Genomic DNA, 26299 nt, shown 5'->3' with positions numbered 1-26299 from the left:
GTTATTCAGCAATGCTTGCTTCAAGGCCATCTTCACTTAAAAGTAAAGTGTATGACTGCCCATATGATGCGTTGCAGATTGAGACAGGTTCATAAACTCGCTTATCTTCATCATTGAGCTTTGATACTTTTAAATCATCAGCGCAGTCATCAATGTGGTACCAGTAACTTAATTGATTTTGATATAAATTGACGATTTGATTTTCGATTTTTAAGCGAAGGTTTTCAGTTGCGAGAATACGTATAGCAAAAAAGTCATCTTTATCATCATTAGCTTTTTTTACTAGAGTTAAACGAAGCTTTTCTTCATTTTGCCAAGCCACAAAATGATAAGGTTGATTTTGCTCTACCTGATACATCTGTGTGGCTGAGTTACTTATGTCGCTGTGATCGACTACATAAAATGAAATACGGCTACGTTCATTGTGAGCATGTGTTACATCAACGGGAAGTGATTGCGATGCAAGCGTGTCAACATAGTATTGAGAGTCTTTAACTTCTTGAGCATCACCAAACAGGTCAGTGTTTGCCATGTAATAGTCCACTTCTAAATCAGTGGTATTTACGAGTGTGTAATTGTTCTCATACATTTCATCGCCAAAGTTATGAGTTTCTTCAACTTCTAATTCATCACAACCAGTTAGCAAAATACTTGCGGCAATCATTATAGGTAGCGCACTTTTCATTGTTATTCCTTTTACAAATGAAGGAGCTGATTAGCATACTTATAAGTTATTGTACCTTTATTGGTTTTTAAATTGTACCGGTGGCTGTAATTGCATTACTTCATCAAGCTGAATTTGTTGCACATATTCAAGCTCTAATAGGGCGTCTAACACGGCTTTACTGTGCGACTTTTCTATTTCGGCACTGCAAAAGTCAATAATGCTAAAGCGGCGTTTTATCAGCAGGCCGTTGATTTCAGGTAAAGGATGTGTGGTTTCAATTAGCACGCGGGTCGTAGGGCAAGGGTCGGCATAGCCTGAACGTAATAACTTTTTTAAATTAAACAAGTTATCATCAAGCCGACCCAGCTCAATGGCGGCTTTAGCGCTATCAGGAATAAATAATGGCTCAGCAAAGCGATTTATTTTTATTTCGCCCGTGGCGTTAATTGTAGCTACCTGATTACTGTCGTAACTGACAATGTCACCGGTAATTAATGTGAATTGACTCATTGTGTTCCCTCGCAATGTTGTGTCGATTTCGGAGCTTAGCAAAATGGTGTGTTTGGTTAAGCCCTGATATAGTGCCAAAGTCTTAAGTTTTATACGAGTTTTTTATGTTCCGTTTATCAATTGTTTTATCTGCCTTATTATTTTCTCAGTTGAGTTTTGCTGCATTGACGCCTGTGGGTCTTTGGAAAACTATTGACGAAGAAACGAATGAAGCGAAATCTTTAGTACGTATTAGTGAGCAAGATGGTGTATTGGTTGGTAGTGTTGAAAAAATCCTTAACCCAGCCAAGCAAGACGCAATCTGCGAAGAGTGTAAAGGTGATAAGAAAAATCAGCCTATTTTAGGGTTACAAATTATAGAAGGCGCTACAGATGCTGGCGATGGTAGCTGGCAAGAGGGTGAAATTCTAGACCCAAACAATGGTAAAACCTATACCCTTAAACTGACCCCACAAGAACAAGGTAAGGTGCTTGAAGTACGCGGATATATTGCATTCTTCTATCGTAATCAATATTGGCAACGTGTTGAATAACCATTAAAAAAGCCAAGCGATGCTTGGCTTTTTTATTCATGACTTACAAGCTTTCGCTGTACTCAGTCATGATTTGTTCAACCCAGCTTGCGATACGTTCATCACTAAGCTCGTATTGACTGTCTTCATCAAGGGCTAAGCCAACAAATTGTTTGCCATCTTCAGTGAGTGCTTTTGAAGCCTCAAATTCATAACTTGCATCGTTAGGCCATTTGCCTAACAAGGTAATGCTTTGATCACAAATTTCATCGTGTAACATGCCAAGCGCATCTTGGAACCACTGACCATAACCTTGTTGATCGCCCATACCAAACAGAGCCACGGTTTTGCCGTTTAGGTTAACATCTCTAATGTCGTCCCAGATTGATTCCCAATCTTCTTGCAACTCACCAAAATCCCAAGTTGAAATGCCGAAGATCACGAAATCAAATTGCTCTGCATTTTTTAATGGCTCATCTTTGATATTGTGAAGGCTCACTATGTCGTGACCAATAATATCGCGAATTTTCTCTGCCGCTATTTCTGTGTAGCAGGTTGTAGAACCATAAAATAAACCAATCTGCATCGTATTTATCACTGTGTATTTGCCTGATATGATAGGCGTAAGTTTACCGTAAGGTATAATCAATTGATACCTTGATAAGGATGAGAGTACGCGTGGCTGATAATAATTCACAAGCCCAAAAAGGTGTAATAACAGCAAATAACGCCGAACATTTAGAGTTATTTTTAGATACGCTGTATCTTGAGCAGGGGGTCAGCGAAAATACACTCGCTGCTTATCGCAGTGACCTTGAAAAGTTTTGCCAATTTTTAAAAGATAAAGACCTACTAGCTGTTCGCTCTGATGACATTGAAGCGTATTTAGCATACCGTGTTGATTTAGGGCTAAAGTCGCGCAGCACAGCGCGAAGCATCAGTGCGCTTAAGCGTTTTTATCAGTATTTTGTACGCGAAAAAGCCATTGCCGATTCGCCGATGGTCAATATTGCTCAACCAAAAGCTGGGCAGTCATTACCAAAAACGCTGTCAGAAGCCGAAGTCGAAGCTCTGCTTGCAGCCCCAGACATAGAAGATCCTATGGGGCTTCGTGATAAAGCTATGCTGGAGCTGTTATATGCCACAGGGCTTCGTGTTACAGAGCTGGTGGGACTCAGAATGGAGCAAATTAATTTGCGTCAGGCTGTGGTTTTTGTAAAAGGTAAGGGTAATAAAGAGCGTTTAGTTCCCCTAGGCGAAGAAGCAATGTATTGGCTTGAGCAGTTTTTAAAAGTGGGCCGTTCGCAAATGATTAAACATGCCACTGACTTTGTGTTCCCATCTAAGCGCGGGATTGGCATGACACGACAAACTTTTTGGCATCGCATCAAACACTATGCTATTTTGGCATCAGTTGAATCGCCGTTATCACCGCATACGCTCAGACACGCGTTTGCAACGCATTTGCTTAATCATGGGGCGGACCTTAGAGTCGTGCAAATGATGTTAGGTCACAGTGACTTATCAACAACACAAATATATACCCATGTAGCGAATGAAAGATTGAAGTCGGTACACGAGCAACATCATCCACGTGCTTAGTGCAAGATTTTTAAAGATGTACCGGTCTATATAAAAAATGATCAGGATATAGGATATTTATGAAAAAGTTAGTTTTAGCCACAGCACTACTAGGCACAAGCTTAAATGTGTTTGCCAATGGCGTATCAACAACAGACGCTGCTGATGCCCCTATTATTGCTAAGTTTGCTGAATTAGGCGTAACCGTTAAGCAAATTAACCCAAGCCCAGTGGCAGGCCTTAAAGAACTAATTACTGATAAGGGTGTACTTTACGCAAGCCCAGACGGTCAATTTCTAATGCAAGGAACACTGATTGACCTTAATAACCGAGTTAACCTAACAGAGCATGCACTGAGCGATGTACGTAAAGAAGGCATTGCTGAATACGAAGACTCAATGATCGTTTACAAAGCGAAAAACGAAAAGCATTCAATCACAGTCTTTACCGATATTACCTGTGGTTACTGCCGTAAGTTACACCGTGAACTTGATGATTTCTTAGATGCGGGTATCACGGTTAAATACCTTGCTTTCCCACGTGGTGGTTTACGTGGTAAAGGTTACCAAGATCTAATGAATGTATGGTGTGCTAAAGACCCTGCTGAAGCGTTAACAGAAGCAAAAGCGGGTGCAGAAGTTGCAGATGTGCCTGGTTGTAACGCACCAATTGCTGAGCATTACCAACTAGGTCAAAGCTTTGGTATGTCGGGTACTCCAGCAATTATTTTAGAAGATGGCACCATGATCCCAGGTTATCAATCAGCTGCGCAAATTAGCCAAGCGCTTGATGCCTTACCAAAAACATCTTCATAACTGATTTTTTAAACGAAAAGGCCTATTTGTCGTAGGCCTTTTTTATTTGTATTAAGCAAAGAAGTACCATTTCCGACATGGAAAAAATAATTCAAGCTCGTCCTCATGTTGATGATTCGCATCTACCACACCATTTACACCCTGTAATTAAGCAAATATATGCGACTCGACAGGTGCAAAGTGCCACCGAACTCGATAATAGCGCTGCGACATTACATGACTTTAAGTTGTTTAAAGATATCGACAAAGCTGTGGTGCTATTGCAACAAGCGCTCGCGGCTCAAAGTCGCTTGTTAATCGTCGGTGACTTTGATGCCGATGGTGCAACCAGCACAGCAACCTTAATGCAAGGTCTTGCGATGTTTGGCTTAAAGAATCTTGATTACTTGGTACCTGACAGATTCAGCCTAGGTTATGGCTTAAGTCCTGCGCTTGCTGAGCAAATAGTGACTATGCAACCCGAGCTTGTGATCACTGTTGATAACGGTATTTCATGTATCGATGGCATTGCCATTGTAAAGCAAGCAGGAATTAAGGTGCTGGTAACTGATCACCATTTACAAGGTGAAGCCCTGCCAGATGCCGATGCCATCGTGAATCCGAATCGCCATGATTGTCAGTTTCCATCGAAATCGATAGCAGGCGTTGGGGTTGCATTCTATCTGCTTATTGCTTTACGTAGCCACTTACGTGAACAAGGGTATTTTCAGCATAATCCAATGCCAAATTTGGCTGAGTTACTTGATATTGTAGCCCTTGGTACCGTTGCCGATGTGGTCGCTCTTGATGCCAATAACCGAACCTTAGTGCATCAAGGTTTAGCACGTATTCGCAGTGGTAAAACACGCCCAGGTATCAGTGCCCTAATCGAAGTGGCAAATCGTAATGCTGCCCGTTTAAGTGCCAGTGACTTTGGCTTTTCATTGGCACCACGCTTAAATGCAGCAGGGCGTCTTGATGATATGAGTTTAGGTATAGCCTGTTTGTTATCAAGCGATATAAATCAAGCACGTCGAATTGCCGGTGAGCTCGACAGCCTCAATCACGAGCGCCGTGAAATAGAGCAGGGCATGCAAACTGAAGCACAGGCGGTGCTTGACCGTTTAGCATTTAAAACTGAGTCAGTGCCTGATGCCATTTGTTTATATCAAGCTGATTGGCACCAAGGTGTGATTGGTATTTTGGCTGGTCGCTTAAAAGAAAAGTATCACCGCCCGACGATTATTTTCGCAGCGGGCGATAACGGCGAAATAAAAGGCTCTTGCCGCTCTATTGAAGGGCTGCATATGCGAGACTTACTCGAGCGAGTAAATACATTCTATCCGCATTTGATCAGTAAATTTGGTGGCCATGCTATGGCGGCCGGGCTGAGTATCAATGAGCAAAGTTTTACTGAGTTTAAATCCGTGTTTGAGCAAATGGTGACAGACACACTCACTGAAGAGCATAAGCAAAGTATTTTACTTACCGACGGTGAATTACCTAATGAGTGCTTTTCGATGGAGTTTGCCAACTTACTAAAAAATGCCGGCCCCTGGGGGCAGCAATTTCCAGAACCAGTGTTTGAGCATGTATTCGAAGTGATACAGCAGCGCATTGTCGGTGAAAAACACTTAAAACTAGTTTTAAAACATCAATCAGGACGATTAGTTGACGGTATTGCATTTGGTGTTGATGTGCGTGCATGGCCAGATACCGAAGTGCGTTATGTGAAAGCTGCTTATCAACTCGATATAAATGAATTCCGTGGTAAATTCTCGTTACAGTTGATTATTCGAGAGCTACAAAAAGCGACATAAAAATATCGTTATAATCGACATAAAAGGCTAATAAAACGCTCGGTTTTTTGTTAAAATCGGGCGTTTTTAATATTTGTAGATAATTTACCGTATTTATTGTCGATATCGGTGCGCGGTAAATCAGCCATTTTGGAGTAATGTACATGTTTGAAGTGAATCCTGTGATTAATCAAATCAAGGAAATTCGCGAACGTACTGAACTGCTTCGGGGGTACCTTTGACTACCCTCTTAAGAAAGAGCGGTTAGAAGAAGTTAACGCAGAACTTGAAGATTCAGCAGTGTGGAATGAGCCAGAGCGAGCTCAAGCACTTGGCCGTGAAAAGTCGGCACTCGAAGCTATCGTTGAGACCATCGATAATCTAGTGTCAGGTACCGAAGATGTTGAAGGTTTAGTCGAGCTTGCTGTTGAAGCAGAAGATGAAGAAACCTTCACAGAAGCCGAAGCTGAATTAGGCGATTTAAACGCACAGCTTGAAAAGCTAGAGTTCCGTCGTATGTTCTCAGGCGATCATGACCAAAACGATGCTTACCTTGATTTACAATCAGGTTCTGGCGGTACCGAAGCCCAAGACTGGTGCAACATGCTACTGCGTATGTATTTACGTTGGGGTGAAGCAAAAGGCTTTAAAGTTGAACTGGTTGAAGCAACTGATGGTGATGTGGCTGGTATCAAAGGCGCAACAGTGCGCTTTGTTGGCGAATATGCTTACGGTTGGTTACGTACAGAAACAGGTGTTCACCGTTTAGTGCGTAAGAGCCCGTTCGACTCAAGTGGTCGTCGTCATACCTCGTTTGCATCGGCATTCGTTTACCCAGAAATCGACGATAATATCGAAATTGATATTAATCCGGCAGACTTACGTATTGACGTTTACCGCGCATCAGGCGCCGGTGGTCAGCACGTAAATACAACAGAATCTGCGGTTCGTATTACTCATATACCAACTAACACTGTTGTACAGTGCCAAAATGAGCGTTCACAGCACAAGAATAAAGACCAAGCAATGAAGCAGTTAAAAGCGAAATTGTTTGAGCTTGAAATTCAAAAGCAAAATGCTGAGAAACAAAGCCAAGAAGATGCTAAATCTGATATTGGCTGGGGTAGTCAAATTCGTTCATACGTACTTGATGACTCGCGCATTAAAGACTTACGTACAGGCGTTGAAAACCGTAATACACAAGCGGTTCTTGACGGCGACTTAGATAAATTTATTGAAGCCAGCCTTAAATCTGGCCTATAACCACCAAGCTAAAAAAGAGCTAAAAAATGACTGATCAAATCCAAGACGAAAATAAGTTAATCGCTGAGCGTCGTGGCAAATTAGACGCAATCCGCGAAAATTGCCCAGCCAACGGTCATCCAAACCAATTCCGTCGTGAACATTACACGGCTGATTTGCAAGCTGAGTTTGGTGATAAATCGAAAGAAGAATTAGTTGCTGAGCAACACGTTGTATCAGTTGCAGGTCGTATTCTTGCAAAACGTGGTCCTTTCCTTGCGTTACAAGACATGAAAGGTCAAATTCAAGCGTACGCATCAAAAGACGTACAAAAAGAATTAAAAGCAAAATATGGTCAACTTGATATCGGTGACATCATCGGTGTTAAAGGCGCACTTAATAAGTCAGGTAAAGGTGACCTATACGTAGAAATGACAGAGTACGAGTTACTGACAAAGTCATTACGTCCGTTACCTGAAAAATTCCATGGTTTATCTGATCAAGAAACTAAATATCGTCAACGTTATGTTGATTTAATTACTAATGAAGCGACACGTGAAACCTTCCGTATTCGCTCAAAAGTTGTTGAAGGTATCCGTCGTTTCTTAGCAGATCGTGATTTCATGGAAGTTGAAACACCGATGCTACAAGTGATCCCAGGTGGTGCGTCTGCTCGTCCATTCGTAACACACCACAATGCACTTGATATCGACATGTACTTACGTATTGCCCCTGAACTTTACTTAAAACGTTTAGTTGTGGGTGGCTTTGAGCGTGTATTTGAAATCAACCGTAACTTCCGTAACGAAGGTTTATCAACGCGTCATAACCCAGAATTCACGATGATCGAATTCTACCAAGCATACGCTGACTACATTGACCTGATGAACATTACTGAAGACATGTTACGTACTGTTGCGACAGACGTACTTGGTTCACCAATTGTTGTAAACACAACGAAAGATGAAAACGGTGAAGTGGTTGATTCAGTAGAGTACGATTTTGGTCAACCGTTTACTCGTTTAACAATGAGCGAAGCAATCCTTAAGTACAACCCAGACTTTGATGCTGCGGTATTTAATGACCCTGAAAACCATTTTGAAGAGCTTAAAGCGTACGCGAAGCAAGTACACGTTAAGATCCCAGAAAACTGTGTATGGGGCCCGGGTAAATTCTTATGTGAAATCTTCGAAGAGACAGCTGAGCATAAGCTAATTCAACCAACTTTCATTACCGCTTACCCGTGGGAAGTGTCACCACTTGCACGTCGTAACGATGAAAACCCATTTGTAACTGACCGCTTCGAATTTTTCGTTGGCGGCCGTGAATTAGCAAATGGCTTCTCTGAGCTTAACGATGCACAAGACCAAGCAGAGCGCTTTACTCGTCAAGTTGAAGAGAAAGACGCAGGTGATGATGAAGCGATGCACTACGATGATGACTATATCCGTGCATTAGAATACGGCTTACCACCAACAGCGGGTGAGGGTATTGGTATCGATCGTCTAGTGATGTTATTTACTGACTCACCAACAATTAAAGACGTGATCCTATTTCCACACATGCGTCCTCAAGCTGATTAATCAGCTAAAAGTCTTGAAAGCGCCGCTTTTTAGCGGCGTTTTTGTTATCAGAAATTTCTGATTTTTATTGCTCTCAATTTTAATACTCAATTGTAATTAGCTGATCTAAAAAGAAATACTGAATTAGTCTTCCAACAAAGTTACTAAGTTGTAAAATTTTTCTACAAATCCCAAGGCCAATAGTATTATTTTTAGCCAAGATATGACATCATTGCGCAATTCTCGTTCAATGTATAAATGGACTTAATAATAATGACTAAAAAGCCTTCGCCGTTGCCTACAGATACGAACAAAAGCGAGCCTCAACGTGAAGATTTTTATCGTGCTTGCATCGCCGAATTTCAACAATTGGGTTATCAAGATCAATACCTCGCAGAGTTAACTGATGAATTGATCCCATTGACGGGTCTTGAGCCGTTGAGTGATAAAGAAAAAACGGCGAAAGGATAAACAAAAACAAGCTCTTTTGGCTCGTTATGGACAATCTATAACCATCTATGCGATTTTCCTTGAAAAGTGTTTGACATATTTCCTGAAATCTTTATTATACGCCCCACAAGACGGAGAGGTGGCCGAGTGGCCGAAGGCGCTCCCCTGCTAAGGGAGTATAGGGTTTGTAGCTCTATCGAGGGTTCGAATCCCTCCTTCTCCACCATTTTTCCTAAAATGGCATGTCTTGAAAGTAATATGTGTGGACGCGTAGCTCAGCTGGATAGAGTACCTGGCTACGAACCAGGCGGTCGGAGGTTCGAATCCTCCCGCGTCCGCCACTTTTTACTTTAACTCTGCATCGAGTATAAGATGTTAGTAAATTTGGTCGGAGGTTCACTCTTTCAAGAGACGTCCCGCAACCGCCCTTTTTACTTTAACTCTGCATCGAGTATAAACTTGAGTCTCTTGCTAAGAGAATAAATTAGCAATGTTCAAATGTGCGTGTGGACGCGTAGCTCAGCTGGATAGAGTACCTGGCTACGAACCAGGCGGTCGGAGGTTCGAATCCTCCCGCGTCCGCCATATTTGAAAAATCATCGCAAGATTATAAAATGCAACTGCGGACGCGTAGCTCAGCTGGATAGAGTACCTGGCTACGAACCAGGCGGTCGGAGGTTCGAATCCTCCCGCGTCCGCCACTTTCTCTTAGAAAGTGACATAAGCCGACAAGCTGTCGGTTTTTTTGTGTCTTTAAGATACAGTCAATGCACGACTTAAACATGCAAAAAAATAATGCGGACGCGTAGCTCAGCTGGATAGAGTACCTGGCTACGAACCAGGCGGTCGGAGGTTCGAATCCTCCCGCGTCCGCCACTTTCTTCTTGAAAGTGACATAAACCGACGAAAGTCGGTTTTTTTGTGCCTGCAATTTGCGTAGGTGTGGTTGTAGGAGCGACTTCAGTCGTGAATAAACATACCGTTTTATTGCACCTCATTATTCTTTGGGCGACTTTGAACCACGCAGCCGGAGGTTCACTGTTTCAAAATACGTCCCGCGTCCGCCACTTTTCTCTCAAGTAGAGTTAAAGTGATATAAACCGACGAAAGTCGGTTTTTTGTGCCTGCAATTCGGCAAACATCATGCTTCCACACCACAAATTAAACCCCCAACTCAAAATACAAAAAATGCACCCCGTAGGCGTGAAACTTGTTTCGCGCGTATCACGATACTGTCGCCATAAATGACGACCTACAGGGGGGGGCAGCGACTTCAGTCGCGAACATCATGCTTCCACACCACAAATTAAACCCCAACTCAAAATACAAAAAACGCACCCCGTAGGCGTGAAACGTGTTTCGCGCGTATCACGATACTGTCGCCATAAATGACGACCTACAGGGTAGGAGCGACTTCAGTCGCGAACATCATGCTTGCACTCCACAAATTAAAACCCAGCTCAAAATATAAAAAGTGCACCCCGTAGGCGTGAAACGTGTTTCACGCGTATCAAGATGCTGTCGCCATAAATGATGATCTACACCTCTCACATCTTGCTATCTATCCCAGAATAAGCATTTCTCAATGTAAGGTTCATGCTCATGCATTATTTACATTTAACCGACAAAGGGTACAATCTCGCTAATATAATAATAATTAAACCAATATCCCTTGCGTCTATTTCATTTATTCTTTTTTTATTGCATTTTGCTTGGTTCGTTTGCTGCGCAAAGCGAGCCAGTTGTATCGCAATCAACACCATTAAACCAACAACAAATCCAAGCACTCAAATTTGAATCTCCTATTAAAGCAGATTGGTTGTTTAGTACTTACCAAGAGTCCGTATTTAATTCATCAATTTTGGTCTTAGAGGCCGGTGATAAAAAGTCGCCGCCTTTGCTGCTTGTGCATGGTTTAGGCGTATTAGGTATGCAAGATTGGTTTGGGGTTATTCCTGAACTCACTAAGCATTATCATGTTATTGCGATTGATTTACCTGGTTTTGCTCACTCAGAAAGCCCCGAAGGGCGTTACTCTCCTCGCAATTATGCTGCTGTACTGGCGGAAGTGGTCGATCTCTATATTGCTGAACCAACCACGGTTGTGGGTCATTCGATGGGGGGCGCGGTCAGCCTGTATTTTGCTGGCAAATACCCGGAGAAACTCAATAAACTGGTGCTAGTCGACGCAGCGGGTATCTTACATAAAGTGGCATTTATAAAGCCTATCTCCAACGTACCTAAGCCTAATACTAAGCTACCTAAATTTCTCTCAACTAAGTTAGCTCAGCTTAATGATTTTACAACCGGACTCATTGAAGAAGGGGTGATTGATTCATACCTGACAGAGTTATTGCAGCGTAGTGATGGTGCGTGGAAGCTAGTAATGGGTGAAACACCAAATATGAATGCAGCGCTGAGTTTAGTTGAAGAAGACTTTAGCGAGATTGTCAGCAATCTGAAAATAGAAACACATATTATTTGGGGTGAAGAAGATGCAGTAGCTCCATTACGAACTGCAAAAGTATTGAACAGCCAGCTAATCAACAGTGATTTAGCTACTTTGCCTGATGTGGGCCATGTGCCAATGAAGCAACAGCCCAGCCAGTTTTTAGCTTTATTAAATCGTGCATTTACTGGGGAAGTTAAAAAAGCAGCCAGTGCAGAAGTTTCTGATAAACAAATCGAAACATTTCATTGTGAAGAACAGCACAGCCGCGAGTTTTCAGGCCATTACCGTCATATGATCATTGAAGACTGTAATAATGTGTTACTTAAAAATGTGGTTGCTGAATCTATCCGTATTAAAGATTCTTTAGTGAGATTAGAAAATGTAAGTTTATCAGGGGCTAAACTCGCTTTAAATATTAAGCGTTCTGTGGTTGAACTAACCAATGTCACTATTACGGCACAACAAGGTGTAAAACTGAATGAAAGCCGATTTGATGGTGCTGGTGTGCAAATCAATGCATCAGAGCATGCAATAAGCGTTGTCGATGACAGTAATATTATATTCTCGTTAAGTAGAATCCATAGCCCGATATACCAAGGTTTGGCACATGATGCCATAGAAGTAGAAAAAGGAATTATTGATGACCGCTTTAAATAGCATCCCTTTTGTTAAATTAGCAGCGTGCTCGCTGTTTTGTGTCGCTTTACTAAGTGGTTGCAAATCAACAAAGACTGAGCAACAACAATATGCTGATCTACAAGATAGTTTTAGTTATGAAACGTACAGGGGAGTGTCGAATACCAGTGTCGATACCATTGCTTATGGTTATAACAAACTGCAAAAAGAACAGTTAGAGCAAATAGGTGCAATTGAGCCAACACTGACTCATGCCATGATGAGCTACATTTTGAGCCTTGGTGTAAGTAAAGATTTTGCAATTGCAGAAAGCGACTTAGCGCTTGCTAAAGCGACTGATATGCGGGGTAAATATTTAGCATACAGTGCTCAGTCTTTAGCTTTTTATAACAAAGGCTGGCGTAAAATGGCTAAACAAAAAGCTGACTTCATTCGCACCGATCCTTTGTTTGCGACAGTGAGCCAGAGCTATCCAAAAGAGCAGCTTATTTCTTATCTTATTATTGGCAGTGTTGCAGTACGTGATGGTGACCTAGCGACAGCACAAAACATGTTTTATGTGATTGGTGAGCAGATTGAAAAACCCTGGTTACCAAGCTTAGCAAAAGCGTTAACGGTAACCCTAAATGGCTCAACAATAGACTCATTAATCATGCTAAAAGATATCAGCACAGATCCCTCTTTAAACGGCTATGAACGTGAGAAAATAGCCGAGCTGATGGATGTTGCGCAAAGCAAATTAAGCGATAAAAAGAAGCGTCAAAAAATCACCCGTATTGCTGACGATTTCTTTCTCGACCGCATTAAGGATAAAAGCTCAACGCTATATCGTGATTTGATCACTGACTTACAAAAATACACTGAGCAAGTTCTGTAATCTCTTTATAAGTTGAGTGTAGTTTCACACTCAACTTTGCCTAAATCCTCACTGTTTCAAATCCTTTACGCAATAAAACCGAGTTAATTTGCTTCACGGTCAATTTGTGTTAGATTTAATAAAATATTCCAAAAATAATAACAAGTGGGAATTTTATTTTATGTATGCGAAAGGTGCATATCAAAACAGGCTGGCTATAAGTTGCGGCTTGATGCTCTTGGCTGGTTGTCAAACTAGCACAGAAACAGCCCCGTTAACCGACCAACAATATTTTGAGCAGGTGATGTTAGCGCCTGCTATTTTGCCAGACGATTTAACGAATACCGGTTGTTTATCGCTTGAGAGTGAAACTAAGCTGCAAAGCTATAAATCAGCGGCTGAGGTTAATTACCAGCAAACAGGTTGGCAAAACAGAGTTGCGGCCGATTGGCAGTATTTTTTAGCCCCAGAGCAACCGGGCAAGCTACTCCTAATTGATTATCAAGTTCAAGCAGGGCAATTAGCTTACCGGTATTTAAGTGACGGCAGCCACAATGAGTTGTATGAACCTTGGAGTTCATCAAAAATTCAAGCGTTTAGCGGTGCGCTGTCAAAAGTAAGGCAAACCCACCCTGAGCTTGGTGCAGCTTCATTTGCCGGTGATACAGCACTGGCTGATTTGATCAGCAGTATTAATAGTTACGAAGCATTTGGTAAAGCCGATGGTAATTCAAATGCGATAGCCAGTTATTTTGTCAATGTCGCAGGGCGCGAATATTTGCGTGGGCTTTTTAATGAAGGCTGGCTAAAACTAGAGGATCAGCGTTTGTTATTTAACGGCGCATATGGCTCAGAGCAGTTTATGCCATCAGACGAATACTGGCATAACCTTGTCAATAATGAGCTTGATGCAAAGATAGCTCGGTTCAAAGCAAGCAGTGATGATCCTAGCTATTTAGGGTATCGTTGTGAGAGCTGTGGTTTAACGGGCAACAAAGCAATGACCACACTTACTCAAGCGGAATGGTTAAAACGTCTGGTTAGTCATCAGCGTGAACCAAGTACGCAAATGCCTTTTTTACAAGCAAGTGATGTTGATGTGCTACTTAACGGCACAGGTCATACAGATGAACATGCTCCTGTAGGCGGTATGATGGTGGGTATCAGTCATATCGTTACAAATGCATTGGCAAATGTTATTGCTCCCAATGATAGTCGCTCAGCAAAAGAAGTGCTCGATAGCGCAACGAATGGGCAATGGCGTGTTTGGCAAAAAATTGGCTGGGGGCCAAGTGAAACGCGCTCCACCACAGAAACCGTAATGTTGGCACATGTGTGTTTAGGCAATTACCAAGGTGGCCGTGAGTTTACGTTTAGTGTACAGCAGTCAACTTCGGGGGCCGACGAAGCCAATTTGCCAATAGTCGGTAAGCAAATGCAGCAAAAGTTGCAGCATGCTTTTACAAAATTATTAGATTAACGCGTTCAATAAGAATTAAGGTACAGCTATGCGTCGTTCAATTATCGCTTTATCAATTACTTTAGGTGTTGCTTTTAGTGCACCTATGCATGCTGAGGGTTGGCAATCAGATGTTATCGGGGTCACGCAGTCACAGCTTTCGCCTAGCTACTGGCTAGCACAAGGTGCATCGGCAAAAGTGATCATGGCTGAGGCGCAAATTGCAGCCTTCAACGAGAAATTAATTAAAGAAAATAAATATATTGTTGATCCTCTTTCATTTCAAAAATCGCTCACTAAAGACGAGCTAACAAGCGCCATTCATTCAGCAAGTTCAATTCCAAAAAGCCCGCGCTTTTTTACCGATGGCCGACAACTCACCGCGAAAGACTTTGCTAAATATCAGGCTAATTTAAACCTTAACAAGGTCGTAGATAACAATGAGGTACGCTTTGCTGTGGTCGTTAAGCGCACTGCATTACGTACTTTTCCAACTTGGGATCGGGTTTTAAATAGCGGCCTTGATCAAGACTTAGATCGCTTTCAAGAAAGCGGTATGTTTCCGGGCGAAGCGGTTGCTGTATTACATCAAAGCGCAGATAAGAAATGGTTGTTAGTACGTGCTTACAACTATCTTGCGTGGACGCCTGCCGAAGATCTTGCCTTTGCTGATGCAGATAAAATAAAAGCTTATCGCGAACAAGATAACTTTTTGGTGGTAACCGGTGCAAAGGTCAATACTGCTTATGTGCCAAACGATGAAACCCTCTCAGAAGTTCAGCTCGATATGGGAGTACGCTTACCATTAGTTGATAGTGAGCAAGTACCGTATTTGCTCAACGGCCAAAACAGCTATGCGAGCCATGTTGTACAGTTACCTACCCGCGATGAGCAAGGCAAACTTGTTATTAAACCTGCAATGATCAGTAAAACTGCCGATGTAAACTTAGGCTACCTAGACTACAACGAGCAGAATCTGATTAGACAAGGCTTTAAGTTTTTAGGCGAGCGCTATGGTTGGGGCCATGATTACAATGGCCGTGACTGTACTGGCTTTGTTGGTGAAATTTATAAGAGCTTTGGCCTACTAATGCCGCGTAATTCAGGACAGCAAGGCAGTAGTGAATACGGGAAAAATAGTCGTTTTGATAAAAATACTGCGGCAGATGATAAGTTACCGACGGTTAAAAATATGGCGATTGGCGATCTAATTTATATTCCGGGTCATGTAATGATGTACTTAGGAGAGCATCATGGTGAGCCTTATGTTATTCATGACGTTAAAGGCTTAGGTTATAACAAAGGCGATGGCAGTTTTTATAATAGTGCCTTGAATGGGGTGTCGGTCACACCATTATTGCCACTTAGATTATCTCAAGAAACCAGCTACTTAGATCGTGTTTATAACATTAAGCGTATTCGCTAGAGGCCATTATGAAAATTAAAGCTGTTCGCTTTGCAAAGCTCAAAGTGCCATTAGTTACCCCATTTAAAACAGCACTGAGAGAAGTGAGTTTTATTGAGGATTTAGTGGTTTTAATCGACACCGAATGTGGCCAAATTGGCTATGGCTCTGCGGCTTCAACACCGGTTATTACAGGCGATACCCATCAAGGAATGATCGCGGTCATTCAGCAGTTTATTGCCCCTAAATTAGTGAGGCAAGAAATCGAAAACATTAATCAGCTTACCCACATTATTCAATCAACGGTGGTTGGTAACAGTAGTGCAAAAGCGGCGTTAGAGCTGGCGGTTTATGACTTGTGGGGCAAGCTCTATCAAGCGCCTTTATATAAGTTACTTGGCGGTGGTAAGTCAGCGCTGAAAACCGATATCACCATTAGTGTCGATAACATAGATAAAATGCTCAGTGATTGTCAGCGAGCGGTTGAGCAAGGTTTTGATGTATTAAAAATAAAAATCGGTAATAACCTTAATCAAGATATTGAACGAGTAAAAGCAATCCATGCAGGGTTTGCCGCTAAGGCGCAGCTGCGTTTAGATGTAAACCAAGGCTGGAATGCCAAACAAACTGTGTATGCACTGCAGCAACTTGAGCAAGCCGGCGTGGTATTAGAGTTGGTTGAGCAGCCAGTAAAAAGCAGTGATATTCAAGGTCTCAAATATATTACTGAGCGAGTGAATACCCCGATTATGGCCGATGAAAGCGCCTTTTCACCTAAGCAAGTGATCCAACTTTTAGAGCTTGGCGCAGTTGATATTATCAATATTAAATTAATGAAAACGGGCGGTTTAAGCCGAGCAATTGAGATTGCTAATATCACAGCCCAATACCAAGCAGAGTGTATGATAGGTTGTATGCTAGAGGGCAGTATTGCCGTTGCGGGTGCTGCACATCTAGCCTCTGCCAAAGCGCAGCAAATCAGTAAAATCGATTTAGATGGCCCAGCCCTTGGTCAATATGACCCTGTGCAAGGGGGCGTTGAATTTAGCGGCCCACAAATACGCTTATCGGATGCCCCGGGTCTTGGCATTGAATCAATAACGGGGCTTGAACTAATTACAAACGGAGTATGGCCAGCATGAAAAAACTAGTCAGTCTTATTGCAGCTATGAGTTTATCGGCTTGTGCCAGCAAAGAGTTACCTAAACCTATTATTGATAACAGTCATCAACAGCTCGTCGTAGTGGTTGCCAATGACAGTGATGCCATTGATGCCACCTTGTATCGTTTTGAAAAAAGCGCAGGTAGCTGGCAACAACAAGGCCAGCAGCACGCGGTGGTACTAGGTCGTACTGGCCTTGCATGGGGAGTGGGGCTGCATCCTGCACAGCCAGGTCAGCAAAAACAAGAAGGCGATGGTAAAGCACCTGCGGGTATTTTTGAGCTTGGTACTGCTTTTGGTTATTTAGATTCATTACAAACGAACCTCAGTTATCAAGCAATGACAGCAAATGATTATTGTATCGATGTGAAAGGCTCACCGTTTTACAACCAATTGGTTGATAAAGCACAAGTAGGTGAAGACGCCGTAAAAGACTCTTCAGAATGGATGCGTCGTGATATTTACAGTCAAGATAACCTTTATAAAAAAGGCATTGTTGTTAAGCATAACCCAAGCAATATCAATGGTGCGGGCAGTTGTATCTTTATGCATTTATGGCGGGCACCAAGTAAGCCAACAGCAGGTTGTACAGCAATGACAGAAAGCGATATGGATGCGTTACTTGCTTGGTTAGATGAGCGTAAAAAACCGTTATTAGTCAGCTTGACCAAAGCGCAATATCAACAAAAGCAAAGTCAGTGGCAATTACCTAACTTAGCTAAATAAAAATAATAAAATAAAAGTATTTTAATTTTGTCATAATGGTGGAATAATATATTCCAACAAGGTTTGGGTTAGGATAATAAATGAGTGCAAATTACGCTTTTCTCGATTGGCTAGTATTCGCAAGTTACGGTGCAATTTTATTGCTAAGTGGCTGGTGGTTTAATCGCAAACGCGCTAACTCAAGCCAAGATTTTTTTCTAGGCGGAAATAGTATGCCAACTTGGATGGTGGCTATTTCTGTTTTAGCGACTTCGCAATCAGCGGCAACGTTTATTGGCGGGCCAGATCAAGGCTATCAAGGTGACTTTTCTTACCTTGCGACTAATATCGGTGCGTTTATTGCGGCATTTGTGGTGTCGGCGTTTTTAATTCCAAAGTTCTACCAGCAAAAAGTGTTCACTGTATATGAACTGCTTGAAAAACGTATCGGGCCAAAGGCCAAGCGCCGTAGTGGCATGATGTATTTATTTGGCCGTGTGTTTGCCAGTGGTGCTCGTTTATACATGGCCGCGATTGCTGTGGCGATGATTCTATATGGCAATATCGATGCCGATAGTGTGGTTATCGCGACTTTAGTGCTGGCGCTTGCAGGTCTGCTTTATACCTTTTTAGGGGGCATTCGCAGCGTTATTTATTCTGATGTACTGCAAAGTATCGTTTATGTTAGTGCGGCTATTGCGGTTATTTGGTGCTTGTTGAATGTTATTCCGGCTGATTTTTCAACCATTATTGCAACGCTGAATGAGCCAAGTCCTGGTGCAGATTCAAAGCTTGCGCTGTTTAAATTTGATTTAGATTTTGGCCCGTCAGGGGTCTTTAACATGGCCTCTGTGTTAACGGGGTTTGTGCTATTAAACATCGCCGCATTTGGTTTAGACCAAGATATGACGCAGCGTTTATTAACCTGTAAAAGTCCAAAAGAAGGCAGTAAAGCGTTATTACTATCGGTGGTGATGGTGATCCCAGTTATGGCTATTTTTATCTTTATTGGTTTGCTGCTTTATATTGTTTATCAGCAACCTGCACTAATGAATAACGAAGCTGGGCAAACGGTCGTACAAGAATTTAACGGCGAAAAAATCACTATCTTTATGTACTACGTATTAAACGAAGTACCAGCCGGGGTTAAAGGTTTAGTCAGCGTGGGTATAATTGCTGCGGCTATTTCTACTTTGAACTCTGGGCTTAGTTCGATGTCTTCAGTCATCGTACAAGATATCTATCGCCCGTATTTAGAAAAACATAACAAGCAAGTAAGCGATCATCACTTTGTAAAAGCGGGTCGTGTAGGGATGGCACTAGTGAGCCTTGCCTTAGCGCTGATGGCTATTCTTTGTTATTTCTGGCAGCAATACAGTGATATGCCATTATTAAAATTTGCGCTAAGTGTAATGGTATTTTCGTACAGCGGTTTGCTAGGTGTGTATTTTACTACCTTGTTTACCAAACGAGGCAGTGAAGGCTCAGTGTTAGCAGCGCTAATAGCGGGCTTTATGGTGACCTTACTAATGCAGCCGTACATGATTGACTGGTTACTACCCGAATCAATGCGCTTTTACTTAGGATTTACTTGGCAGCTATGCATAGGTACATTGCTCGCAACATTGGTGTGTTGCCTTGGTAAAGCGGCAGACGAGAAGAGTGCGTAAATGGCTGTACGCTATGTTTTAGCCATCGATGGTGGTGGCACCAAAGTGTTAGCAGAGCTAAAAGAGCAGGTAAGTGGCGCTACTTTTCGTGCCCAAGCGGGTTCGGCATCAATTTCGAATGATCTTGATTTAGCGTTAGAAAACATTGTTAAAGTAACCCGTGATGTTTGCCAGCAAAGTGGTGCAGAGCCAAGTGAAATAGTCACCGTTATGGGTGTTGCTGGTGGCTCATCGCAGAGCCTCGCTGAGCAATTAACAGTGATGCTCAAGCTGATTTACGAAATAGAATTTGCCAGTTTGCAAATTACCAGCGATGCAATTACGTCATTATATGGTGCTAATCTTGGTGATCCATGTGTGGTTATTGCACTTGGCACCGGTGCCGTCGGCGCAAGATTAAACGCTCAAAAGCAAACTAAGCTGGTGAGTGGCTGGGGTTTTACCGTTGATGATTTTGGCGGTGGTGCGCGTATCGGCCTGATGGCTGTGCAGCAATTATTAAACGATATAGATATTTACGATTTACCAAAAAGCCGATTAACGATTCGTTTGAGTGAGCAGCTAGGATGCACTCGTCAAACAATTAGTAGTTGGCTTAAACAAGCAAAACCCGCGGATTATGCAGCATTTAGCCCGTTGGTGTTTAGCTTACAAAACGACTGTGAGGCGGCAAAAGCGGTATTAACAGAGCACACCCAATCGGTGGTTAGGTTAATAAATAAAAGCCGAGGTAACTCGCCATTACCAGTGATATTAATTGGTGGTTTGGCGAAAGTTAGCCAACCGTTATTGCCACTTGCCTTACAAAACGAATTATCTCCTTGTAAAGGAGATTCATTAACTGGTGCCGCCATTTTAGCGGCAAAGCATTACCATGACATTATTGAAAAAGGACAACCCAATGAGCCCTGAGCACGTCTTTAAGCAACAACGTGAGTTACTCGAAGAGTTAAACGGTATTGTCTCTGAAGGACAAAACCCTGACACTTTGGATATCGATCTGCTCAGCTCCACTGAGATCCTCACTAAAATCAATAATGAAGATCACAAAGTAGCGGGTGCCGTGAAACTTGTGATCCCACAAATTAGTGAAGCTGTCGATCATGTCGTTGAAGCATTTCAACAAGGTGGCAGGTTAATCTACATTGGTGCTGGCACCAGTGGTCGTTTGGGTATTTTGGATGCGGTTGAATGTGCGCCTACCTATAGCGTAAGCGATCAACAAGTGCTCGGTATTATTGCTGGTGGTGACACCGCGGTTAAAAAAGCCGTAGAAGGCGCTGAAGATAGCACCACGTTTGCTATTGAAGATTTAAAAAATGCCAATTTAACTAGTAAAGATGTCGTGGTTGGTATTGCTGCCAGTGGCCGTACACCGTATGTTTGCTCGGCAATTGAATACGCTAAATCACTTGGTTGTGTCACTGTGGGTGTCACTTGCAATCCTGATTCAGCGGTGATGCGTTTACCACAAATCGGCATTTGCCCCGTGGTGGGTGCAGAAGCTGTAACTGGCTCTACACGTATGAAATCGGGCACGGCACAGAAGCTGGTGTTGAATATGCTAAGTACAGCCAGCATGATCCGCACAGGCAAGGTGTATAAAAACCTGATGGTTGATGTGAATGCCAGTAACGAAAAGCTGCACGCTCGTGCTATTCGTATTGTGATGCAAGCAACAGAGTGTTCTCAGCAGCAAGCTGTGGATGCATTAAAGCAAGCTGAGCAAAGTGCCAAACTAGCAATTTTAATTGTGTTAACTGGAAAACCAGCTCCTGAAGCAAAACAGTTATTGTCAAAAGCGGGTGGCTTTTTACGTAAGGCGGTTGAAGAATAATGCGTTTTTTAGCTGTTTTAGTTCTTAGTTGTTTTGCGCTTTTGGGTTGCCAAGAAACACCTGCACAAGCGCCTAAAAATGCACTGCCTTTACAGGTGGGCGCAGCCAATTTTCAAGCTTATGTACCTGCATTAACAGGGAAGCGTGTTGGTTTGGTAGTTAATCAAACGTCAGTGGTGAATGGTCAACATTTGGTTGATGCATTACTTGAGAAAGGCGTTGTGGTTAGCAAAATATTTGCCCCAGAGCATGGCTTTCGCGGCGACCATGACGCCGGTGCTCACGTTAAAAGCACAGTAGATGCTAAAACCGGCATTGATGTTGTGTCGATTTATGGCAGTAACAAAAAACCAAGTCCTGAGATGCTTGCTGATTTAGACGTTATTATTTTTGATATTCAAGATGTTGGTGTGCGTTTTTACACTTATATCAGTTCAATGCACTATGTGATGGAAGCCGCCGCTGAAAATGGTAAACAGGTTGTAGTACTCGATAGACCTAACCCGAATATAGCCTATGTAGATGGACCTATCCTTGATCCGCAATTTCGCTCATTTGTTGGCATGCACGAAATTCCTGTTTTACACGGTATGACAGTGGCTGAGCTTGCTCAGATGATCAAAGGCGAAGGTTGGATAAATGACGCTGATAAGCTTAAGCTGAGTGTCGTGCCTGTTGAGAATTATGACCGCACTATGGCTTATGAGCTACCAATAAAGCCAAGTCCTAACTTACCAAATGCCCAATCAATTGCGCTGTATCCATCATTGTGTTTCTTTGAAGCTACGCCTGTGACTATTGGCCGGGGCACTGATTTTCCGTTTCAAGTTGTTGGTTACTCGCCAGTTAAACTCGGCGAATTTAGCTTTACGCCAAGGGCGATTAAAGGCGCTTCAATGCACCCTAAATTCAAAGGGGTTGAAGTATTTGGTCAAGACTTACGAGATGCTGATATTCACGGCCTAGATTTAAGCTTGATTATTTCGGCTTATCAAAAGCTAAGTGCGAATGAGCAAACGTTTTTTGAACGCGCTGATTTTATGGATAAACTTGCAGGGACTGATAAATTGCGTTTAGCCATTGAAGCAGGCCAAACTGAGCAGCAAATAAAGCAAAGCTGGCAAGCCGACTTAAGTGCTTTTGAACGAAAGCGCTCCCCATATTTGCTGTATCAATAATAACTAGATAACTTGTTGAATAAGAACGAGGCGCTTGCCTCGTTTTTTTATGCCTATAAAAAGCTATGTTATATTCATGAACTTGATTTGTAAGGATATACCATGAAAGTTCATTTAATTGCTGCATTTACATTACTTGCTGGCTGCTCACAACTCCCAAACAGTACAACAAGTAATTCAACCGATGTACTTGACCTTCGGGATGATAAAAACGCAGCAGAGCAGCTGTGGATGCTTAAACACGCAACAAAGCCCAGTTACCCTAAAGCAGCAGAAATTGCCAAACAGACGGGCTGTGCGCGCTTTATTATTACTATTGATAAACAAGGTAATACCACCGATATCCGTTTTGTAGAGAGCTTCCCTGAAGGGCTATTTGTCGATGTGTCGCGAGAGTCGCTTAAAACTTGGCACTGGCAGGCAAGGGAAAGTAACAGCGAATCGAGAGCGATTATTCGAACTGTGCAACTCGACTACTTTATGAAAGAAGCGAGTAATATGGATGCCGCAAAAGCATTTTGTACAATTTAAGTTTTTACTGTTTTTAAGGCATAAAAAAGGGCCGCTATAGCGGCCCCCAACAGGATTGATAAACTTAGAACTTGAAGTTAACTGAAAGCTGTAAACTACGAGGGTTATAGTAACTGCGTGATTCACCAAAGTTGTCATACTGAGCGTACGGGTTTTTGTTGAACCCTGTTTGTCTGTTGAAGACATTAAATAAATCTGCGCGGAATTGTAATTCCATATCACCTGAGAACTTAAAGTCTTGGGTATAGTTTAAGTCAAGTTGCCAGTGGCTTGCTGTTCTTCGAGAACCAGCAGGTTCTGCATAGCGACTCACATGACTTGAAGCGTATCCGTATTGTGTACCATCCCATGCTTCCCAAGCCTGACCAGATTGGAATACAAAGTAAGCACCAATGTTTGCTTCCCATGGCACAGTGTAGTAACCATACACTTTGACTTTATGCGGTTTATCTCCAGATAGTGTTCCGTAGCGGTTATCCCATGAGTAACGACCGCGACCATCACCATAGTATGATGAGCCAATAAAGTTATTAGCATCATTACTTGTTGTGGTATTGTCTTGGTCGAAGTTACCGTAGTAATGGCTCCAAACATAAGAAGCATTGATGTAGCTGTTTTCACCTAGGTACTCAGCTTCGATACTGGCTTCCCAATATTTAGTCTCGCCACCATCTACTTCAGCAATAACATAAGATGAACCGCCAATTTCATCGCGGATTTCGGCTAGGTTATCTACATATAAACCTTTATCTGCTATGTGTTGTGGTACACCATCAGCATCAACGCCAGAGTAGTCAGTTAAACGTGCTGTGTTTGGCATATCTTCCCAAAAGTGCATACCTTTACGGTGACGTACGTGAGCACGTAGCACTAAGTCAGAACCTACATATTTAGTGGTACCAAGTGTGAACTCATTGATACGACGAGGTTTCATTCCTTCTTGGAATGCTTTACCTGAAGAACCGCGTCGAGGCGATGCTGAAAGAATATTACCCGAATCATCAAGCAGTAACTCAATTTCCGAACGTGTGTTTCGATCCCAAGATGCTGCACGCGCTAATGAGCTTGCTTCAGGGTTATAAATAGCAAAATTCGCAAATACTGAGTCTTCCTCAGAATAGGTCCAAGTTGCACCTAAACGCGGTTGAAGCATATCAGACCAATCTGTTTTATACATTTCATACTTATGGCCTGGAGCTAGCTCATAACCTGATATTGTTCCTGATTTTTCTTTTAAGCCTTGTCCGTACCAAGTATCTTGGCTCACAAGTAGACCGATATTATAAGTCCAATCACCATGTTCAATAGTATCGTTTATTTCGAAATTGAGGCTACGCATTTCTGAATTGATACCAGCGACTGTGCTCCCATCAGTTGCTAGACTCATTTGCTGTACATGTGCTCTATATATAGCGTCGGCAGGGTCAAAACCTTCAGTGTCTGCATCAGGATCGACTAAACCGCCTAGGTAAGAGATGCGCCCCCAACCATTTGATAAACGAGTAATCTGCTCTTCACCTTCTTCCCATTTTGCGCCTAAGTGTAGTGTGTGGTAAGTGTCACCCCAGTTAAACTCATGCTCTAAATTAATTTCAAAAGAGTCTCTGTAAAAGTTTTGGTTATCATATTGGGCGTAAGCACCAACACCACCTTCACCTTTCATTACACCATCTTCTAAGTAACCATAAGCATTGATTAATGCTGTAGCTCCCGCATTATAAGAAGCTATTTGCTCTTCTGTGAAAGCACCTTCAGAATCATATTCTCTTAGGTTTGGAACAGAAAAATAACCCATTTGAGTAAGGTTATTGATATCTACTTGGCTAGATAATGATGGAATAACGCTTAACTCAGTATCTGGTTTCGAGCCTGTTTCCAATTCAAATTTACTGTATTGAAATGATAGAGTAGTTGCAGAGCCTAAAATCCAAGAGCCATCTAAAGTAAAGATATCTTGGTCAGCTTTACTACCTACAGATACACTGTCAGTTTCGTAAGCGCCAATTGAATCACCTTTAACTTCTTTGTCAGATGTACGCTGTGAAATATTAATTAAAATATCGTCTGTAGGTGCCCAGGTTAATTTACCAAAGTATTCATCGCGGATACTTTCATAGTCCTTCACATCACCGTAAGCGGTAGCTTTGTTCGCTTTAGTTTCTTCTGGGCGATAATAAGAGGTATAAAAATACAAGGTATCTTCAATAAGCGGGCCGCCTAAGCTTGCTGTTAACCAGCTTTTATCAAGCTCATAGCTTTCTTCGCCTACAGGTGTTGCAACAAAGCTTTTAGGTTGTACCTTGTATTCAACATTACCGTGGAATTCGTCAGTACCCGATTTTGATACTGTGTTGATTGAGAAGCCGCCTGAGCGGTTAAAACCTACTGCTTTTGCACCACCGCGGTCCATAGTTACGTAAGCAACGTCATGGGTTGATGGCTCTGATGCTAAGTTACCAAACATTGGCATTGAAACATTTACACCATCAAAGCCGTAGGAGTTATCAACCCCTGAGCCACCTGCAGATGGACCTAAGACTGTATTTGCCGAAAGCTCAACACCTGGTACAAGTTTTAATAGGTCACGGTAATCTTGACCAACTGGTACGCTATTGATTGCTTCTTCACCAAGTGAGTTAGTCAGTGCAGACTTACCTTGGCGGAATAATTTACTGCCGGTAACCGTGATGACTTCAACGTTTTCGTTAGCACCACCCATAGTGACGTTTAGGCTCGAAGTTTGTTCAAGTAAAACATCTACAGTCATAGTTTGAGTTACACCGTTTTTATCGGTGAAAGTCAGTTCATAAGTACCTGGTTTTAATTGTGGTAAGTCGTAGCTGCCGTCTTCTCGCGTAACAACGGTACGTGGTTTTGGCATCACATTACTTTTTGCTGTAACAGTGATCCCTGCCAGTGACTGCTGTGCTTCTGGTGATGATACCTTACCTTTGATCCCCCCGGTTAGATTTGCAAAGGCTGGCGCGCTGGCGAGTGCCGCGGCCATAACAACACCTGTAAAGGCTGTTTTCTTTGCGCGAAGTGCATTGCTAGTCGCTTTTGCTATATAGCTCATTGCGAGTGTGGATGCATGTTGTTTCATTGTTTCCCGTCCTTATATTTATATGCTTTGCTGGACTACTTACCCAATTGAGACTTATGAACTTTAAAATTATGTTGCCCACATATTAAACAGGTGTTATTTAAGTTGGTCAAGAATATTTTTTCATTTAAAGGTTGGTTTTTAGGAATAAAATATATAACCGATTTTAGGTAAAGATCAGTAATGAC

22 protein-coding genes and 5 tRNA genes are annotated in these 26299 nt (G+C 42.4%); 23 read left to right on the top strand and 4 right to left on the bottom strand.

Annotated features, from left to right (window positions below):
• Position 1 precedes the first annotated feature (1 nt).
• Positions 2-685 (bottom strand): hypothetical protein, encoded by a 684-nt coding sequence (locus AOG26_RS00985; protein WP_054560818.1) that lies wholly within the window; start codon positions 683-685, stop codon positions 2-4.
• A 57-nt stretch (positions 686-742) separates the two neighbouring features.
• The gene (locus AOG26_RS00980; RefSeq protein WP_054560817.1) at positions 743-1177 is read right to left on the bottom strand and encodes a hypothetical protein; all 435 of its coding nucleotides are present in this window, start codon (positions 1175-1177) and stop codon (positions 743-745) included.
• 104 nt (positions 1178-1281) lie between these two features.
• Between AOG26_RS00980 and AOG26_RS00975 the strand changes: the two genes are divergently transcribed.
• The gene (locus AOG26_RS00975) at positions 1282-1710 is read left to right on the top strand and encodes a DUF2147 domain-containing protein (RefSeq protein WP_054560816.1); all 429 of its coding nucleotides are present in this window, start codon (positions 1282-1284) and stop codon (positions 1708-1710) included.
• A 43-nt stretch (positions 1711-1753) separates the two neighbouring features.
• Here AOG26_RS00975 and fldB read toward each other — a convergent pair whose 3' ends face one another.
• Complete coding sequence (gene fldB, locus AOG26_RS00970) at positions 1754-2275, bottom strand: flavodoxin FldB (RefSeq protein WP_054560815.1); 522 nt, start codon at positions 2273-2275, stop codon at positions 1754-1756.
• Between the two features lie 128 nt (positions 2276-2403).
• Here fldB and xerD point away from each other — a divergent pair, with 128 nt between their 5' ends.
• The 22 genes from xerD (at position 2404) to AOG26_RS00860 (ending at position 23008) form a co-directional block, all read left to right on the top strand.
• Complete coding sequence (xerD, locus tag AOG26_RS00965) at positions 2404-3291, top strand: site-specific tyrosine recombinase XerD (protein WP_408002930.1); 888 nt, start codon at positions 2404-2406, stop codon at positions 3289-3291.
• A gap of 59 nt (positions 3292-3350) precedes the next feature.
• Positions 3351-4085 (top strand): bifunctional protein-disulfide isomerase/oxidoreductase DsbC, encoded by a 735-nt coding sequence (gene dsbC / locus AOG26_RS00960; protein WP_054560813.1) that lies wholly within the window; start codon positions 3351-3353, stop codon positions 4083-4085.
• A gap of 77 nt (positions 4086-4162) precedes the next feature.
• Complete coding sequence (recJ, locus tag AOG26_RS00955; protein ID WP_054560812.1) at positions 4163-5884, top strand: single-stranded-DNA-specific exonuclease RecJ; 1722 nt, start codon at positions 4163-4165, stop codon at positions 5882-5884.
• 143 nt (positions 5885-6027) lie between these two features.
• Positions 6028-7126, top strand: a protein-coding gene (prfB, locus tag AOG26_RS00950; RefSeq protein WP_152966926.1) for a peptide chain release factor 2 whose coding sequence is annotated in 2 segments (ribosomal slippage) — positions 6028-6102 and positions 6104-7126 — 1098 coding nt in all. Because the reading frame shifts where the segments join, the coding sequence is not laid out codon by codon here.
• A gap of 26 nt (positions 7127-7152) precedes the next feature.
• Positions 7153-8688, top strand: a complete 1536-nt coding sequence (lysS, locus tag AOG26_RS00945; RefSeq protein WP_054560811.1) for a lysine--tRNA ligase — start codon at positions 7153-7155, stop codon at positions 8686-8688.
• Between the two features lie 252 nt (positions 8689-8940).
• Positions 8941-9138: a hypothetical protein gene (locus tag AOG26_RS00940; protein ID WP_054560810.1), complete on the top strand. Its 198-nt coding sequence runs from the start codon at positions 8941-8943 to the stop codon at positions 9136-9138.
• 112 nt (positions 9139-9250) lie between these two features.
• Positions 9251-9343: transfer RNA gene (locus AOG26_RS00935), tRNA-Ser, on the top strand.
• Positions 9344-9381: 38 nt separating this feature from the next.
• A tRNA-Arg gene (locus AOG26_RS00930) sits at positions 9382-9458 on the top strand.
• 167 nt (positions 9459-9625) lie between these two features.
• Positions 9626-9702 (top strand) — tRNA-Arg (locus AOG26_RS00925).
• A gap of 39 nt (positions 9703-9741) precedes the next feature.
• Positions 9742-9818, top strand: a tRNA-Arg gene (locus AOG26_RS00920).
• A gap of 98 nt (positions 9819-9916) precedes the next feature.
• Positions 9917-9993, top strand: a tRNA-Arg gene (locus AOG26_RS00915).
• A 796-nt stretch (positions 9994-10789) separates the two neighbouring features.
• Positions 10790-12226: an alpha/beta fold hydrolase gene (locus tag AOG26_RS00910; protein ID WP_054560809.1), complete on the top strand. Its 1437-nt coding sequence runs from the start codon at positions 10790-10792 to the stop codon at positions 12224-12226.
• Positions 12210-13082, top strand: coding sequence for a hypothetical protein (locus AOG26_RS00905; protein WP_054560808.1), 873 nt, complete (start codon positions 12210-12212; stop codon positions 13080-13082). The genes AOG26_RS00910 and AOG26_RS00905 overlap by 17 nt, the downstream gene beginning before the upstream one ends.
• A gap of 217 nt (positions 13083-13299) precedes the next feature.
• A complete protein-coding gene (locus tag AOG26_RS20905) occupies positions 13300-14541 on the top strand; it encodes a hypothetical protein (protein ID WP_235575453.1) in 1242 nt (413 codons plus the stop codon).
• A 28-nt stretch (positions 14542-14569) separates the two neighbouring features.
• Positions 14570-15946, top strand: coding sequence for an SH3 domain-containing protein (locus AOG26_RS00895; RefSeq protein ID WP_054560806.1), 1377 nt, complete (start codon positions 14570-14572; stop codon positions 15944-15946).
• Positions 15947-15954: 8 nt separating this feature from the next.
• Positions 15955-17067, top strand: a complete 1113-nt coding sequence (locus tag AOG26_RS00890; RefSeq protein WP_054560805.1) for a dipeptide epimerase — start codon at positions 15955-15957, stop codon at positions 17065-17067.
• Complete coding sequence (locus AOG26_RS00885; protein ID WP_082401541.1) at positions 17064-17813, top strand: L,D-transpeptidase family protein; 750 nt, start codon at positions 17064-17066, stop codon at positions 17811-17813. Before AOG26_RS00890 ends, AOG26_RS00885 begins: the two co-directional genes overlap by 4 nt.
• Positions 17814-17893: 80 nt before the next feature.
• A complete protein-coding gene (locus AOG26_RS00880; protein ID WP_054560803.1) occupies positions 17894-19462 on the top strand; it encodes a sodium:solute symporter in 1569 nt (522 codons plus the stop codon).
• Entirely contained in the window at positions 19463-20374 is a 912-nt protein-coding gene (locus AOG26_RS00875) for a BadF/BadG/BcrA/BcrD ATPase family protein (protein WP_054560802.1), read from the top strand. It begins immediately after the preceding gene.
• Complete coding sequence (murQ, locus tag AOG26_RS00870) at positions 20364-21299, top strand: N-acetylmuramic acid 6-phosphate etherase (RefSeq protein WP_054560801.1); 936 nt, start codon at positions 20364-20366, stop codon at positions 21297-21299. The genes AOG26_RS00875 and murQ overlap by 11 nt, the downstream gene beginning before the upstream one ends.
• Complete coding sequence (locus tag AOG26_RS00865) at positions 21299-22477, top strand: exo-beta-N-acetylmuramidase NamZ family protein (RefSeq protein ID WP_054560800.1); 1179 nt, start codon at positions 21299-21301, stop codon at positions 22475-22477. Before murQ ends, AOG26_RS00865 begins: the two co-directional genes overlap by 1 nt.
• 102 nt (positions 22478-22579) lie before the next feature.
• The gene (locus AOG26_RS00860) at positions 22580-23008 is read left to right on the top strand and encodes an energy transducer TonB (RefSeq protein ID WP_054560799.1); all 429 of its coding nucleotides are present in this window, start codon (positions 22580-22582) and stop codon (positions 23006-23008) included.
• Between the two features lie 64 nt (positions 23009-23072).
• Here AOG26_RS00860 and AOG26_RS00855 read toward each other — a convergent pair whose 3' ends face one another.
• Positions 23073-26111 carry a TonB-dependent receptor gene (locus AOG26_RS00855; protein ID WP_054560798.1) on the bottom strand — a complete coding sequence of 1013 codons (3039 nt, stop codon included), beginning with the start codon at positions 26109-26111 and terminating at the stop codon, positions 23073-23075.
• Positions 26112-26299: the final 188 nt, after the last annotated feature.

It is taken from the genome of Pseudoalteromonas sp. UCD-33C, assembly GCF_001306895.1.
Classification (GTDB): Bacteria; Pseudomonadota; Gammaproteobacteria; order Enterobacterales; family Alteromonadaceae; genus Pseudoalteromonas.
This window is presented reverse-complemented; position numbering and strand designations above follow the sequence as displayed.